The organism is Tabrizicola sp. M-4, assembly GCF_051132405.1.
Taxonomy (GTDB): Bacteria; Pseudomonadota; Alphaproteobacteria; order Rhodobacterales; family Rhodobacteraceae; genus Paragemmobacter.
This window is the reverse complement of record NZ_CP128606.1, coordinates 3,695,954-3,710,199: the sequence shown is the minus strand read 5'-3', so window position 1 is coordinate 3,710,199 and position 14,246 is coordinate 3,695,954. Positions and strand designations below refer to the sequence as shown.

At 67.4% G+C, this 14,246-nt stretch carries 14 protein-coding genes; 12 read left to right on the top strand and 2 right to left on the bottom strand.

Going from position 1 to position 14,246, the window contains the following annotated elements; all coding sequences use genetic code 11:
• Positions 1 to 71: 71 nt before the first annotated feature.
• The 8 genes from acs (at position 72) to TabM4_RS18110 (ending at position 9,900) form a co-directional block, all read left to right on the top strand.
• Positions 72 to 2,036, top strand: coding sequence for an acetate--CoA ligase (acs, locus tag TabM4_RS18145; RefSeq protein WP_434615643.1), 1,965 nt, complete (start codon positions 72 to 74; stop codon positions 2,034 to 2,036).
• Positions 2,033 to 2,713: an adenylate kinase gene (locus tag TabM4_RS18140; protein WP_434615640.1), complete on the top strand. Its 681-nt coding sequence runs from the start codon at positions 2,033 to 2,035 to the stop codon at positions 2,711 to 2,713. Before acs ends, TabM4_RS18140 begins: the two co-directional genes overlap by 4 nt.
• Before the next feature lie 73 nt (positions 2,714 to 2,786).
• Entirely contained in the window at positions 2,787 to 3,044 is a 258-nt protein-coding gene (locus TabM4_RS18135) for a DUF4212 domain-containing protein (RefSeq protein WP_434615637.1), read from the top strand.
• A 3-nt stretch (positions 3,045 to 3,047) separates the two neighbouring features.
• Positions 3,048 to 4,994 (top strand): sodium:solute symporter family protein, encoded by a 1,947-nt coding sequence (locus tag TabM4_RS18130; protein ID WP_434615634.1) that lies wholly within the window; start codon positions 3,048 to 3,050, stop codon positions 4,992 to 4,994.
• A 77-nt stretch (positions 4,995 to 5,071) separates the two neighbouring features.
• Positions 5,072 to 6,895, top strand: coding sequence for a DUF294 nucleotidyltransferase-like domain-containing protein (locus TabM4_RS18125; protein ID WP_434615631.1), 1,824 nt, complete (start codon positions 5,072 to 5,074; stop codon positions 6,893 to 6,895).
• 11 nt (positions 6,896 to 6,906) lie between these two features.
• Positions 6,907 to 7,437: a hypothetical protein gene (locus TabM4_RS18120; RefSeq protein WP_434615628.1), complete on the top strand. Its 531-nt coding sequence runs from the start codon at positions 6,907 to 6,909 to the stop codon at positions 7,435 to 7,437.
• Complete coding sequence (locus TabM4_RS18115; protein WP_434615625.1) at positions 7,430 to 7,825, top strand: response regulator transcription factor; 396 nt, start codon at positions 7,430 to 7,432, stop codon at positions 7,823 to 7,825. Before TabM4_RS18120 ends, TabM4_RS18115 begins: the two co-directional genes overlap by 8 nt.
• Positions 7,822 to 9,900, top strand: coding sequence for an exonuclease domain-containing protein (locus tag TabM4_RS18110; protein WP_434615622.1), 2,079 nt, complete (start codon positions 7,822 to 7,824; stop codon positions 9,898 to 9,900). Before TabM4_RS18115 ends, TabM4_RS18110 begins: the two co-directional genes overlap by 4 nt.
• 100 nt (positions 9,901 to 10,000) lie before the next feature.
• On the opposite strand, the gene TabM4_RS18105 is transcribed toward TabM4_RS18110, so the two are convergent.
• Positions 10,001 to 10,258: a hypothetical protein gene (locus tag TabM4_RS18105; protein WP_434615619.1), complete on the bottom strand. Its 258-nt coding sequence runs from the start codon at positions 10,256 to 10,258 to the stop codon at positions 10,001 to 10,003.
• A gap of 405 nt (positions 10,259 to 10,663) precedes the next feature.
• Between TabM4_RS18105 and TabM4_RS18100 the strand changes: the two genes are divergently transcribed.
• Genes TabM4_RS18100 through TabM4_RS18085 form a run of 4 tightly spaced genes read left to right on the top strand, consistent with a single transcriptional unit; the run spans position 10,664 to position 13,018 of the window.
• Entirely contained in the window at positions 10,664 to 11,359 is a 696-nt protein-coding gene (locus tag TabM4_RS18100) for a MotA/TolQ/ExbB proton channel family protein (RefSeq protein ID WP_434615616.1), read from the top strand.
• Entirely contained in the window at positions 11,356 to 11,733 is a 378-nt protein-coding gene (locus TabM4_RS18095) for an ExbD/TolR family protein (protein ID WP_434615613.1), read from the top strand. Before TabM4_RS18100 ends, TabM4_RS18095 begins: the two co-directional genes overlap by 4 nt.
• 5 nt (positions 11,734 to 11,738) lie before the next feature.
• Complete coding sequence (locus TabM4_RS18090; protein ID WP_434615610.1) at positions 11,739 to 12,161, top strand: biopolymer transporter ExbD; 423 nt, start codon at positions 11,739 to 11,741, stop codon at positions 12,159 to 12,161.
• Complete coding sequence (locus tag TabM4_RS18085) at positions 12,158 to 13,018, top strand: energy transducer TonB family protein (protein ID WP_434615607.1); 861 nt, start codon at positions 12,158 to 12,160, stop codon at positions 13,016 to 13,018. Before TabM4_RS18090 ends, TabM4_RS18085 begins: the two co-directional genes overlap by 4 nt.
• Here TabM4_RS18085 and TabM4_RS18080 read toward each other — a convergent pair.
• The gene (locus TabM4_RS18080; protein WP_434615604.1) at positions 13,015 to 13,980 is read right to left on the bottom strand and encodes a LytTR family DNA-binding domain-containing protein; all 966 of its coding nucleotides are present in this window, start codon (positions 13,978 to 13,980) and stop codon (positions 13,015 to 13,017) included. The two genes, TabM4_RS18085 and TabM4_RS18080, sit on opposite strands and share 4 nt — an antisense overlap.
• Positions 13,981 to 14,246 lie beyond the last annotated feature (266 nt).

Sequence of the window (14,246 nt, the reverse complement as noted above, 5' to 3'; positions counted from 1 at the left end):
GTAGCGAAACCGTGAGGCGCTCCTTCTGGCGGGGCGTATGCGGGCATCGCGGTCTTACCGGAGGAGAACCCATGGCAGATACGGTGCAGCAGCAGGGGGTCTATACGGCCTCTGCCGATTTCATCTCGAAGGCGCATGTCGATGCGGCGTCCTACGAGCGGATGTATGCCGCATCGGTGGCCGACCCCGTCGCCTTCTGGGCCGAACAGGGCAAGCGGATCGACTGGATCTCCGACTACACGATCGTCAAGAACACCTCCTTCGACTTCGGCAATGTCTCGATCAAATGGTTCGAGGACGGCACGCTGAACGTCAGCGCCAATTGCATCGACCGTCACATGATGCGCCGCGCCAATCAGACCGCGATCATCTGGGAACCCGATGATCCCAAGACCCCCGCGCAGCACATCACCTATGCGCAGCTTCTGGAAAATACCTGCCGCATGGCGAATGTGCTGAAGAAGCACGGGGTGAAGAAGGGCGACCGCGTCGTCCTCTACCTGCCAATGATCCCCGAGGCGGCCTATGCCATGCTGGCCTGCGCACGGATCGGCGCGATCCACTCCGTCGTCTTCGGTGGTTTCTCGCCCGACGCGCTCGCCAACCGCATCAACGATTCCGAAGCCAAGATCGTCATCACCGCCGACTGGGCCCCGCGCGGCGGCAAGAAGACCCCGCTCAAGGGCAACACCGATGCGGCGCTCCTGCATTGCAACGACCATGTGAAATGCCTCGTCGTGAAGCATACGGGCGACCAGACAAGCTGGACCGAAGGCCGCGACATCGACGTGAAGGCCGAAATGGCCGAGGCCGCGCCCTATTGCGCCTATACCGAAGTCGGCGCGGAAGACCCGCTCTTCATCCTTTACACCTCGGGGTCCACCGGCAAGCCGAAGGGGGTGGTCCACACCTCCGGCGGCTATCTCGTCTATGCCGCGATGACCCATCAGATGACCTTCGACTACCATGACGGCGACGTCTTCTGGTGCACCGCCGATGTGGGCTGGGTCACCGGCCACAGCTACATCGTCTATGGCCCGCTGGCCAATGGCGCGACCACCGTGATGTTCGAGGGCGTCCCCACCTTCCCGGATGCCGGCCGCTTCTGGGAGGTCTGCGCCAAGCACAAGGTCACGCAGTTCTACACCGCGCCCACCGCGATCCGCTCGCTCATGGGCCTTGGCGCCGAATGGGTGGAAAAGCACGACCTCTCGTCGCTGCGCCTGCTCGGCTCTGTCGGCGAACCCATCAACCCCGAGGCGTGGAACTGGTACAACACCCATGTCGGCAAGGGGAAATGCCCCATCGTCGATACCTTCTGGCAGACGGAGACCGGCGGCCACCTGATCACCCCGCTGCCCGGTGCCATCCCGCAGAAACCCGGCTCGGCCACCAAGCCCTTCTTCGGCGTCAAACCCGTGATCCTCGACCCCTCCACTGCGCAGGAACAGACGGAAACCGCCACCGACGGCGTCCTCTGCATCGCCGATAGCTGGCCGGGGCAGATGCGCACCCTCTGGGGTGATCACCAGCGCTTCGAAGAGGCCTATTTCGGCCAGTATCGCGGCTATTACTTCACCGGCGACGGCTGCCGCCGCGACGCCGACGGATATTACTGGATCACCGGCCGCGTCGATGACGTGATCAACGTCTCCGGTCACCGCATGGGCACGGCCGAGGTGGAATCCGCCCTCGTCGCCCATCCCAAGGTGGCCGAAGCGGCGGTCGTGGGCTATCCGCACGACATCAAGGGGCAGGGCATCTATGCCTATGTCACCCTGATGAAGGGCGAGGAACCCTCCGACGCGCTCCGCAAGGAACTGGAGGCATGGGTCCGCACCGAGATCGGCCCCATCGCCAAGCCCGACCTCATCCAATGGGCCCCCGGCCTGCCGAAAACCCGCTCGGGCAAGATCATGCGCCGCATCCTGCGCAAGATCGCCGAGAACGACTTCGGCGCGCTGGGCGACACCTCGACGCTGGCCGATCCCTCCGTCGTCGATGAACTCATCGAAAACCGGATGAACCGCGGATGACCGACGTCATGTCGAAACCTGCCGTCCTCATTCTTCTCGGCCCTCCGGGGGCCGGGAAGGGCACGCAGGCGCGGATGCTGGAAGAGGATTTCGGTCTGGTCCAACTCTCCACCGGCGACCTCCTGCGCGCCGCCGTCGCGGCGGGCACCGAGGCGGGCCGGCAGGCCAAGGCGGTGATGGAGGCGGGGCAGCTCGTCTCTGACGACATCGTCCTCGCCATCCTCCGGGATCGCATGGCCGCGCCCGATGTGGCGAAGGGCGTCATCCTCGACGGATTTCCCCGCACGGCAGGGCAGGCGGCGGCGCTGGACGCGCTGCTTGCGACCGCAGGCCAGAAGGTCACCGCCGCCATCAGCCTTGACGTGGATGACGAGGCGATGGTCGGCCGCGTCGCGGGCCGCTTCACTTGCGGCACCTGCGGCGAAGGCTATCATGACGAATTCAAGCGGCCCGCCGTGGCGGGCACTTGTGACAAATGCGGCGGCACGGCGTTCAAGCGCCGCGCCGACGACAATGCCGAAACGGTGCGTGAACGGCTCAAGGCCTATCACGCCCAGACGGCTCCGCTGATCGCCTATTACGACGGCAAGGGCGTGCTGGAACGGATCGACGCGATGGGCTCCATCGCCGGCATCCGCCAGTCGCTCGCCGCCATCGTAAGCCGCGTTTCGGCGTGAACTAGGGAGGCCGTATCCCCCAACCGTCGGGGGGTGCGGGTGTGGAGAAAAGAAACCTCAGGGAGTAGCACTCATGGCGGACAAGACATCGTCCAACGCCTATTGGGCAGCGAATATCCGGGTCATCACCATCTCGATGGTGGTCTGGTTCGTCTGCTCTTTCGGCTTGGGCATCATCCTGCGTCCGGCGCTTTCGGGCATCCATATCGGCGGCGCCGATCTCGGATTCTGGTTCGCGCAGAACGGTTCCATCTACGTCTTTCTCGTGCTGATCTTCGCCTACGCGGCCAAGATGAACAAGCTCGACAAAGAACACGGCGTCGAGGAGTAAGCGATGGATCAGTTTACCCTCAACCTCATCGTCATCGGCCTGTCCTTCGCGCTTTACTTCGGGATCGCCTTCTGGGCGCGCGCCGCCTCGACCTCGGAATTCTACGCCGCGGGTCAGGGCGTCGGCCCGGTCGTGAACGGCATGGCGACGGCAGCCGACTGGATGTCTGCCGCCTCCTTCATCTCGATGGCGGGTCTGATCGCCTTCGGTGGCTATAACAACTCGGTCTTCCTGATGGGCTGGACCGGCGGCTATGTGCTTCTGGCGCTGCTGCTTGCCCCCTATCTGCGGAAATTCGGCAAGTTCACCGTGCCGGAATTCGTGGGCGACCGCTTCTACTCCACCTCGGCCCGCATGGTTGCCGTGATCTGCCTTCTGGTGATCTCGATCACCTACGTGATCGGGCAGATGGTGGGCGTGGGCGTGACCTTCGCGCGCTTCCTCGAAGTGTCGACGACGACCGGTCTGCTGATCGGCTCGGCGGTGGTGTTCGCCTATGCGGTGTTCGGCGGCATGAAGGGCATCACCTACACGCAGGTGGCGCAATATGTCGTTCTGATCACCGCCTACACGATCCCGGCGATCTTCATCTCGCTGAGCCTGACGGGCAGCTTCCTGCCGCAATTCGGCCTGATCGGCGGCTATGCCCCGTCGAATGGCGAAGTGGCCTTCCTTGAAAAGCTGGACTCGGTCGTCACGGAATTGGGCTTTGCCGCCTACACCGCGCCGACGTCGAACATGCTCAACATGTTCCTCGTGACCATGTCGCTCATGATCGGTACCGCCGGTCTGCCGCACGTGATCATCCGCTTCTTCACCGTTCCGAAGGTGTCGGATGCCCGTTCGTCGGCTGGCTGGGCGCTGGTGTTCATCGCGCTGCTCTACACGGTCGCCCCGGCGGTCGGGTCGATGGCGCGCCTGAACATCACCACCACCTTCTGGCCGGGTGCCGTGACGGGGTCTGCCTTCGACGCTCCGGCGGTTTCGCTGGCCGATATCGAAAGCAACCCGGAACTCTCCTGGGTCAACAACTGGCAGAAGACGGGTCTCCTCGCCTATTCCGACCTGAACGGCGACGGCCTGATCCAGTACTTCAACGAACCCGCACCGCTTGCCGCCGCCAACAAGGCGCTGGCCGATGCGAAAAAGGCGCTGGCCGATGCCGCTGCGGATGCCGACAAGGCGCCGCTGGAACAGGCCGTGACCGATGCCACGACGGCCCGCGACGCGGTGCTGGCCGAGGTGCAGCTTGGCGGGCAGACGCTTGCTGAACGTGGCCTCGTCGGCAACGAACTGACCACGGTGAACAACGACATCATGGTTCTCGCCAACCCGGAAATCGCCAAGCTGCCGGGCTGGGTCATCGCTCTGGTCGCCGCAGGCGGTCTGGCGGCGGCTCTGTCCACCGCTGCGGGCCTGCTGCTGGCCATCTCCTCGGCCATCAGCCACGACCTGATCAAGGGCGCTCTCAAGCCCGATATCAGCGAAAAGGGCGAACTGCTGGCCGCGCGTATCTCCATGGCCTTCGCGATCGTCCTCGCCACCTGGCTTGGTCTCGACCCGCCCGGCTTTGCCGCGCAGGTGGTGGCTCTGGCCTTCGGTCTGGCGGCCGCGACCATCTTCCCGGTGCTGATGATGGGGATCTTCTCCACCAAGGTCACCAAGGAAGGCGCCATCGCCGGTATGCTGGTCGGTCTGATCTCGACGGCGGTCTACATCTTCCTCTTCCTGGGCTGGTTCTTCATCCCTGGTACGAACGTGTATCCCAACACGCCCGATGCGCACTTCTTCGGGATCTCGCCCGCGGCCTTCGGCCCGATCGGCGCGGTGCTGAACTTCGTGGTCGCCTACATCATCTCCGGCATGACCAAGGCTCCGCCGCAGGACGTGCAGGATCTGATCCAGTCGATCCGCGTGCCGAAAGGCGCCGGTGCGGCTCAGGCCCACTGATCAAAGTAACGGGAAGTCCCGGCCCTGCGCCGGGGCTTCCCACCCCATGACGGAAAGGACAATGCAAGGTCGGCGCGATGGACGAAGGGTTGAAGACCATCATCGCCTTTCTCGAAACGGTGCATCCCTATGATGGCCTGCCGCAGGACGAGTTGGCGCGTGTCGCCGGTTCCTTCAGCCGCAGGGAATACCACGCCGGTGAAGAGGTCTATCACGCGGGCGAACCGCTCAAGGGCCTCTACCTCGTGAAACGCGGCGCGGTCGAGGTGCTGGAACCCTCCGGCGGCATCGTCTCGCTCCTTGGCCCAAGGAACAGCTTCGGCGAACGCGGCCTGATGCGCAGCGGCCTTGCCGTCACCACCGCCCGCGTCACGCAGGATGCCGTCCTGCTCATGCTGCCCACCGGCGAATTCCGCCGCCTGATCGCCGAACAGCCCTCTTTCGAACGCTTCTTCCAACGCGGGCGCGGCAGCGAACACCGCGAATCCGATCTGACGGGGCAAAAGGTCGAACGCCTCATGGCGCGCGAACCCTTTACCGTCCCCGCCGAAACCCCGATCCGCACCGCAGCCCGCCTGATGCGCGACAAATCCGTGTCGTCGCTGGGCGTGACGGAAGCGGGCCGCTTCGCGGGCCTCGTCACCGTGCGCGACTTCACCAACAAGGTGCTGGCCGCCGACCTGTCGCCCGATCTGCCCGTCTCGCAGGTGATGACCCGCGACCCGGTCACCCTGCCGCCCAACGCGCTGGGCTCCGACGTGCTGCATGTCATGCTGGAACGCCGCATCGGCCACCTTCCCGTGGTCGAGGGCGGCGATCTCGTCGGCATCGTCACCCAGACCGACCTCACCCGCTTTCAGGCCGTCTCCTCCGCGCAATTCGTCCGCGATGCCGCCACCGCCGCCGATGTGACCGAACTCGCCGCCGTCACGGCCCGCATCCCGCGCCTGCTCGCGCAACTCGTCGGCGCGCATAACGCGCATGAGGTGGTCACCCGCCTGATCACCGACATCGCCGACACCGTCACCCGCCGCCTGCTCTCCCTTGCCGAACAGGATTTCGGCCCCGCGCCGGTGCCCTATTGCTGGCTGGCCTGCGGCTCGCAGGGGCGGCAGGAACAGACCGGCGTTTCGGATCAGGATAACTGTCTCATCGTCTCGGACGACGCCACGGCAGAGGATATGCAGTGGTTCGCCCGCCTCGCCCGCTTCGTCTCTGACGGGCTGGATGCCTGCGGCTATGTCTTCTGCCCCGGCGACATGATGGCCACCAACCCGCGCTGGTGCCAACCGCTGCGCGTCTGGCGCGACTATTTCGCGGGCTGGGTGGCCACACCCGACCCGATGGCCCAGATGCTCGCCTCCGTCATGTTCGACCTGCGCCCCATCGGCGGCGACCCCGCGCTCTTCCGCGCCCTGCAGGAAGACACGCTCGACATGGCGGCCCGCAATTCCATCTTCGTGGCCCACATGGTTGCCAATTCACTGAAACACGCGCCACCCCTCGGCCTTCTGCGCGGCTTCGCGACCATCCGCTCGGGCGAACACAAGAACCATATCGACCTCAAGCATAACGGCGTCGTTCCCGTCACCGATCTTGGCCGCGTCTACGCCCTGATCGGCCGCCTTCCTGTGGTGAACACCCGCGCCCGGCTGGAAGGCGCGGCCGAGGCGGGCGTGATCTCCCCTTCCGGTGCCCGCGACCTGATCGAGGCCTATGACCTGATTGCCCGCACCCGTCTTGAACATCAGGCGGCACAGGTCCGCGCCGGCACCGCCCCCGACAATTTCCTCTCCCTCCCGGAACTGTCGGATTTCGAACGCTCCCACTTGCGCGACGCCTTCGTCGTCGTCCGCACCATGCAATCCGCCGTGGGCCAATCCCGCGGCGCCAGAAACTGAGGCACGCCGGAATGGCCATTGAACTGATCGCCGCCTTCGTCGCCGCCATCGCCTGCGCGGGCATCGCCATGCTCCTGCGCAAGCTGTCGCGCGGGCGGTTGCCGAAATGGCTGGTCCCCGCCGCCGCGGGCGCGGGCATGATCGGCTATGCGGTCGTGATGGAATACGGCTGGTATGGCCGACAGGCTGCCGCCCTTCCCGAAGGCGTGGTCGTGGTCTGGCAGGACCAGCGCCCACAGGCCCTGCGGCCCTGGACGATGGTCTTCCCGATGACCTCGCGCTTCCTCGCCATGGATACCCGCACGCTTGCCGCCCATCCCGGAGGGGCCGACCTGATCCTCGCCGAAGTCTACGGCTTCGCTCGCTGGCAGGGCATCGATCAGGCCCTCATGGTGGTGGACTGCGCCGCCAACCGCTCCGTCCGCCTGAACGCTCAGACCAAGATCGACGATGCCGGCGTCCTGACCGGTGGGGAATGGGTCCCAATCGCCGAAGGCGACACCTCCGCCCAAGCGGCCTGCAAGGGAGCAAGCGATGGCTGACCGGACCCGCCCCCCCTTCGTCCTCATCGTCGAGGATGAGGACAACATCGCCATCGCCCTCGAATACGTCGTCAAACGCGAAGGCTATGGCCATGCCCGCATCGCCGACGGGGCCGATGTCATGCCCTTCATCCGCAGCCGCCACCCCGAGGTGGTCCTGCTCGACATCATGCTCCCCTCCGTCTCCGGCTATGAGATCTGTCAGGAAATCCGCCACGATCCCGCCCTCTCCGACGTCAAGGTGGTGATGATGACGGCGCGCGGCTCCGCGCTGGAAAAACGCAAGGCCATGGCCCTCGGCGCCGATGGTTTCGTGACCAAACCATTCGACCTAGGCACCCTGCGCGGCGAGATCAAGCGCATCGTCGCATCGGAGGACGGGATGTGATCACCCGCCTCAGCCTGCGCCTCCGCATCCTGCTCTTCTTCGCGCTTCTGGCGGCAGGGTCGGTGGGCGCCATCGGGCTGGGCCTCTGGGTCGCCATCACCCGCTTCCCCGCCCTTGCCGCCGAAACCGATGCCCTCATCCAGATTGGCCTCATCGCGGGCTTCCTCACCACCGGCCTCATCGCATGGGTCTGGCTGCTCTTCGACAGCAACGTCGCCCGCCCCATCGACCTCCTCGCCGGGGCCCTGCGTGCCCGCGCCCATTCCGACGTCACCCTCCCACTTGAAACCGAGGTGGCGAAATACCTGGGCGACCTCGCCCCCGCCGCCTCCGCCGCCGCCCACACGCTCGCCGAAACCCGCAGCGCGCTGGCCGAGGCGATCGGTCGCGAAACCGCCCGCCTGACTCAGGAAAAGGCCCGCCTCGAGCGCCTGCTCTCCGACGTCCCCGTTGGCGTCATCATCTGCACCGGCGATCATCAGCTTGTCTTCTACAACAGTCAGGCGGCCGAATTCCTTGGCGCAGGCAGCCTCGACATCGCCGATCAGCCGGGGCTCGCGCGCAGCGTCTTCGGCTATCTCCGCGACGGTCCCCTACAGGACGCCTATACCCGCCTCATGGAAACCGGGCAGGAAGACGCCGCCTCCGACCTTCTTTGCACCGCCATCCGTGGCAGTGTCCTGCTCTCCGGCCGCATGCGCCTGCTCGAAGGCGGGGCGGGCGGCTATGTCCTCACCCTGCGCGACGTCACGCAGGATTTCGCCGTCTCCGCCCGGCGCGAGGCCTTCATCGCCGAGGCGCTGGAACGCATCAGCCGCTCTGTCGCGGGCATCGCCACCCTGCGCGCCGCCGCCGCCGAAGGGGGCGAGGCCACGCTCTCCGGTGCCTTGGAACGCGAAGTCGATGACCTCGTCGCCACCCTGCACGATCTTTCCAAGGCCAATCAGGACCGCCGCCCCGAAACCCTCCCCTATGCCATGCTGCGCGGCGAGGACGTGCTCGACAGCATCCGCGCCCGCGTCGAACGCCCCGGCCTTGCCGTCACGCCCCATCCCGGCGCGCTGATGATCGGCTGCAACGCCTATGAACTCGTCGGCCTGACGACCCTCCTCTGCCACGAAATCGCGGGCGCCCTCGGCCCCGCCGCCATCGACCTCCGCCTTGACGAGGAATTCGGCGGCGCCTCCCTCCGCATCGCATGGCAGGGCAAACCGCTCCCCATGGCCGCGCTGGAACGCCTCCTCGACCGCCCGCTCGATCCGGCGCTTCCCGAAACCACGGGCCGCAGCTTCCTTGCCGAACATGCCACCGACATCTGGCCCGAAACCCTCCCCGACGGGCAGCAGGCCATCTGCCTGCCCATTCTGCAGGCCCGCCGCGCCGTCCGCAGGCCCGAACCCATCCGCCGCCGCGTCACCTATGACTTCGACCTTCTCGCGCAGGAAAAGCGCGGCCACGTCCTGAAAAGCGGCCTCGACACGCTCACCTATGTCGTCTTCGATACCGAAACCACGGGCCTTCTGCCCCATCAGGGCGACGAGATCGTGCAGATCGCCGCCGTCCGCATCGTCAATGGCCGCCGGGTGGAAGGCGAGGTCTTCAACACCCTCGTCCATCCCGGCCGCACCATCCCCCCGGCCTCTTCCGCCGTGCATGGCATCTCCGATGCCATGGTCGCCGATGCCCCCACCGTGGCCGAGGCGCTCTCCCGCTTTCACCGCTTCGCCGAAGGCTCCGTCCTCGTCGCCCACAACGCCCCTTTCGACATGACCTTCCTCCGCCGCGCCGAACCCGCCATCGGCCGCCGCTTCGACATGCCGATCCTCGACACCGTCCTCCTCTCCGCCGTGGTCTTCAGCCAGCATGAGGAACACTCCCTCGACGCCCTGACCCAGCGCCTCGGCATCACCATCTCGGAAGAGGCGCGCCACACCGCGCTGGGCGATGCCGTCGCAACCGCCGATGCCTTCCTCAAGATGCTGACGATGCTGCGCGGCCGGAACATCCGCACCTTCGAAGAGGTGCTTGTCGAGGTGCGCAAGCATGGCCGCCTGCTGAAGGACCTCAACGCCTGATCACCGGGTGCGGAAAACACAAAGGCGGCGGCGGGTTTCGTTCAAGGTGCCCCCCGAAACCCGCCACCGCCCAGCAAGGGCATCGCGCCACCACGCAGGCTTACGCCTTTCCGACGCCCTCGCCATCCCCGAACTGCATGCCCACGATCACGGCATCCGGTCCCAGTTTCTCCATCACGTCCGCCAGTCGCGGCAGCGCATGGAACTTGAACTCGATCACATTCCCACCGGCCAGTGTCGTGCGCACCACGCATCCGGCCCGCCGCGCCACCGCCTCACGCCGCCGCCGCCGGGCGCGCTCCACGATCGATTCATTAGCAAGGTTATGGGCAGAACCGTATTTGGTCAGGTCCGTCATCACCGGCCCTCCGCGCTCGGATGGGCCAGCCCTGTGCAGGCGGTCTCCCGATCTGTCACGGAACGCAGGCCTGTGCCCGGAGGCAACCCTTCACCAGATAAAGACATCGACTTCTCCTTGATGCGCAGTCTTCTTGGGGCGGCCCCCGACCCAAGGGCGAATGTGGCAGAAAAGAGGCATCGCGGGCACATGAATAGGTCCGGCAATCCATCAGACTGAGGTCCGAACCGACGCCGCCCCGCCCCGTCGCATCCCGCCCCCATCCCGTCGCCCCTGCGCAGGCCGCCGCATTCCGCAACCGTCAAACTTGCGCTAAAGTTGACAAAGGCAGGTCCGGGCCCTAGCCCGAACCGCATCCTGCACGGGGGGCCGACTCTGGCCCCGCTGGCCATGGGGGGCAAAAGGATGGAACCCGCGACCGATCTCGCCACGGCACCGCCGCAGGGCGCGCTGGCCTCGATGATCGCCTTCATCGACATGGGCGGTTTGGCCATGTGGGCCATCGCCGCGCTTTCCGTCGCGGCCCTCGCCCTCATCCTGTGGAAGGTGATGCGCCTGCTCTCCTTCGGCGCATGGTCCGGTGGCCGCCACACCGCCGCCGCGCTGGACCTCTGGACGCAGGGCCGCACCGCCGAGGCCATCGCCCATCTCGCCAACCGCCGCTCGCACCGCGCCCGCCTTGCCCATGCCGCCATGCTGGCCGCGCTCGACCCCGCGCTCGACCGCGACGCCGCCGAGGCCGAAGTCACACGCCACGCCCGCGCCCTTCTGGCCGAGGCCCGCGCCGGTCTGCGCGGTCTCGAACTCGCCTCCACCATCGGCCCGCTGCTTGGCCTTCTGGGCACCGTCACCGGCATGATCGCCGCCTTCCAGACGCTGCAACAGGCAGGCACCCGCGCCGACCCCGCCCTCCTCGCCGGCGGCATATGGGAGGCGCTCCTGACCACCGCCGCAGGCATGGCCGTGGCCATCCCCGCCCAGATCGCCCTCACATGGTTCGAATCGGTCGTCGACCGCCTCCGCCACGACATGGAGGACGCCGCCACCCGCATCCTGCACGGGTCCCGCGCGCCCTCCGCGCTCCGTCAGGCGGCGGAATGATCCGTCTGGAGGAGACGCGCCCCCGCAGGCGTCCCAACCTGACGCCGATGATCGACGTCATCTTCCTGCTGCTCGTCTTCTTCATGCTGGCCTCCCGCTTCGGCTCCGACCGCGCGCTCCCCCTCACCTTCACCGGCAGCGGCACCGCCTATTCCGGCCCGCCCCGCCTCGTCGAACTCGCCCCCTCCGGCCTCTTCCTCAACGGCCGCAACATCGCCCCGCAGGACATCGCCGCCGCGCTCGCCCCCCTGATGCAATCGCCCGACGACATCGTCGTGCTCCGCGCCCGCGACGGGGCCGATCTGCAATCCCTCGTCACGCTGATGGACAGCCTCGCCGCCGCGGGCCTCTTCCGTCTCGTGCTGGTGGAGTGACGCGCATGGATTTCCGCGATCCACCCCGGCGCAGGCTGGACGACAATCTCCTCCCGATGATCAACGTGATCTTCCTTCTGTTGATCTTCTTCCTCCTCGCCGCCCGCCTCACCCCGCCCGAACCCTTCCCCGTCACCCCGCCCGAAGCGCAGGCACAGGCCGAGGTGGCGGACGATTTCACCCTGCACATCGCCGCCGACGGGCGGCTTGGCTATCGCGACGCGCAGGATGATCCGGCTCTCGCCGCGCTGGCACAGGCCCGCGCCGACCACTGCGCCGCCACCGATTGCGCCGCCGAACCGCCCACGCTCACCCTCCGCGCCGATGCCGCCCTTCCCGCGAACCGTCTCGCCGCGCTCATGCCCCGCCTTGCCACGCTGGGCTTCGCGCAGGTGGAACTCGTGGCCACCGCCGGGCCCGCCCCATGACCGCGGCCCAGCTTCAGGCCGCCGCCGCGCTCTCGCTCGCCCTGATCCTGCATTTGGGGGCCTTCGCCCTGCACCCCGGACCGGCGGAGGGCGCATCGGCCAGCGGGGCAGGGGGCAGCGACCTGATCTCGCTCCAGCCCGCAGATGGCAGCATCGCCACCCTCGTCGCCGCATGGCGCGAACCGCCGCGCGTCACCGCCCCCGCGCCGCCCGCCCAACCCCCCGCCTCAACCGACGCCGCCCTTCCCGCGCCCGCGCCACCGCCGGAACCGGCGCCCGATCGTCCCGCCCTTCCGCAGCCTACCCTCGCGGCCCCGGCCCCCGACGCCACCCCGGCCATGGCCGAGGCTCCGCCCGAACCACCCCCGCCCCCGGCACCGAAGGTGAAACCCCAACCCCGCCCCGAGGCCCCCGCAAAGGCCCCGGCCGAACCCCCACGCGCCACCGCCCCGGCCCAAACCGACAGCGCCCCGGTCCCCGCCCAACGCGCCGCAGGTGCGGGCGGCGGCACCGCCGCAGGCCAGTCCGGCACCGCCGAGGCCTCCACCCTCTCCGCCGCGCAGGCGCAGGACGCCCTCGCGGGCTGGGGCGCCTCCATCCGCGCCCGGATCGAGAAACGCAAACGCTACCCCACCGCCGCCGACGGCGCCGAAGGCAGCGTCACCATCCGCATCACCGTCTCGCGCAGCGGTCAGTTGCAGGGCGCCGCCATCGCCGCCTCCTCCGGCAATGCCGCCCTCGATGCCGCCGCGATCAAGGCCGTGCAGGCCGCAGGCCGCTTTGCCAAGGCTCCCTCCGGCCTGACCGAGGCCAGCTACAGCTTCACCCTACCCATGCGCTTCGCCCGCCGGAATTAGGCGCTCCGCCGCCGCAGCACGCCCTGCCAAAGCTGCAGAAAGACCAACCGCCGCGACCGCGCCACCGTCGCGCTGTCGCCCGTCTCAAGTTCCAGCACGATCTGCCCGCTCCGCTCTTCCCGCATCTCGCGGATGGCGGCAAAGGCCACCCATTGCGATCGGTTGATCTGCACCCCGTGCCGCCCGTCATGCAGCGCGCCGATATCCGAAAGCTTCGCGCGCAACATGCTGCGCCCCGTGCGGGCGACGACGCTCAGGTAATGGTCCTCCGTCCGGACCGACAGCAGATCCGCCAGCGGAAAGACCCGCTCCGCGATTCGCACCACCTCCGCTTCCGCCATGGGCGCAGGCGTCCCCTCCGGCACCTCCGCCGCCGCTGGCACCTCCATTATCTCCGGCCGCTCCACCCCGGCCCTGCGCGCGCCCTCCACCGGATGCGGGGGCCGCTCCACCTCGTCCCGCGCCAGCGGATGCTGCGGCGCCACATACAGCGCATGGAAGGCATCGAACATCATCAGAACCAGCAGATCCCGCGTCATGTCGATCAGGGCCTGCTCGAAGGGTTTGGCATAGCCCTCGTGAAAGATGCCGATCACCCCCTGCGTCAGATACTCCCCCGCCACCACCAACGGCAGGAACAGCAGCGGCGTATAGACCCGCCGCCCAGCCCCGACCCGCGACAGCAGTCGCAGCAGTCCGATCACCGCCATCAGAACTGCCACGCTCCCCAACGCCACGATCAGCCACAGCACCGCCACCTGCCACCCCTGCAACAGGCGGATGTCGTCCCCCTGATCAAGCAGCGCGCGGATGCACAGGCAGATCATGGCAAAGCGCAGAAAGACGGGATGCAGCAGGTAATCCGCCGCCGTTTCCATCGAAAGCTGGAAGGTCGTCCCGAAGGCCGAGGTTACGGCAACCGGCACCGGTGCCGGGGTTCCGGGATGGAAGGTCTCACTCATGGCTCACTCGCACTGATCGCACTCATACAACACCCGCCAAGGCGAACGCGCCGCGACGGCCGACCCCAGCCCACGGCATGGGAAACACCTCTCCTTGTTGCATGTAGCGCGATTCGTGCCAAGGTCGCCGCGACGAGGCCCGCGCTTCCCGCCGCACCAATGCTGTCGGCGATATCGCAACCGGTCACTCGTCGCCAGACTCACGCGCCGCCCGACGCCAAGCGTCACTCTCGCCACCGCTTCGCGGGACCAAGGTCCGACAGATC

What these genes read in the sequence shown, in the direction of transcription:
- TabM4_RS18100 (WP_434615616.1), top strand. Translation starts at nt 10,664, where the DNA reads ATGGAACCCGCGACCGATCTCGCCACGGCACCGCCGCAGGGCGCGCTG.
- TabM4_RS18105 (WP_434615619.1), bottom strand. Translation starts at nt 10,258, where the DNA reads ATGACGGACCTGACCAAATACGGTTCTGCCCATAACCTTGCTAATGAA.
- TabM4_RS18130 (WP_434615634.1), top strand. Translation starts at nt 3,048, where the DNA reads ATGGATCAGTTTACCCTCAACCTCATCGTCATCGGCCTGTCCTTCGCG.
- TabM4_RS18095 (WP_434615613.1), top strand. Translation starts at nt 11,356, where the DNA reads ATGATCCGTCTGGAGGAGACGCGCCCCCGCAGGCGTCCCAACCTGACG.
- TabM4_RS18090 (WP_434615610.1), top strand. Translation starts at nt 11,739, where the DNA reads ATGGATTTCCGCGATCCACCCCGGCGCAGGCTGGACGACAATCTCCTC.
- TabM4_RS18135 (WP_434615637.1), top strand. Translation starts at nt 2,787, where the DNA reads ATGGCGGACAAGACATCGTCCAACGCCTATTGGGCAGCGAATATCCGG.
- TabM4_RS18080 (WP_434615604.1), bottom strand. Translation starts at nt 13,980, where the DNA reads ATGAGTGAGACCTTCCATCCCGGAACCCCGGCACCGGTGCCGGTTGCC.
- TabM4_RS18115 (WP_434615625.1), top strand. Translation starts at nt 7,430, where the DNA reads ATGGCTGACCGGACCCGCCCCCCCTTCGTCCTCATCGTCGAGGATGAG.
- TabM4_RS18085 (WP_434615607.1), top strand. Translation starts at nt 12,158, where the DNA reads ATGACCGCGGCCCAGCTTCAGGCCGCCGCCGCGCTCTCGCTCGCCCTG.
- acs (WP_434615643.1), top strand. Translation starts at nt 72, where the DNA reads ATGGCAGATACGGTGCAGCAGCAGGGGGTCTATACGGCCTCTGCCGAT.
- TabM4_RS18140 (WP_434615640.1), top strand. Translation starts at nt 2,033, where the DNA reads ATGACCGACGTCATGTCGAAACCTGCCGTCCTCATTCTTCTCGGCCCT.
- TabM4_RS18125 (WP_434615631.1), top strand. Translation starts at nt 5,072, where the DNA reads ATGGACGAAGGGTTGAAGACCATCATCGCCTTTCTCGAAACGGTGCAT.
- TabM4_RS18120 (WP_434615628.1), top strand. Translation starts at nt 6,907, where the DNA reads ATGGCCATTGAACTGATCGCCGCCTTCGTCGCCGCCATCGCCTGCGCG.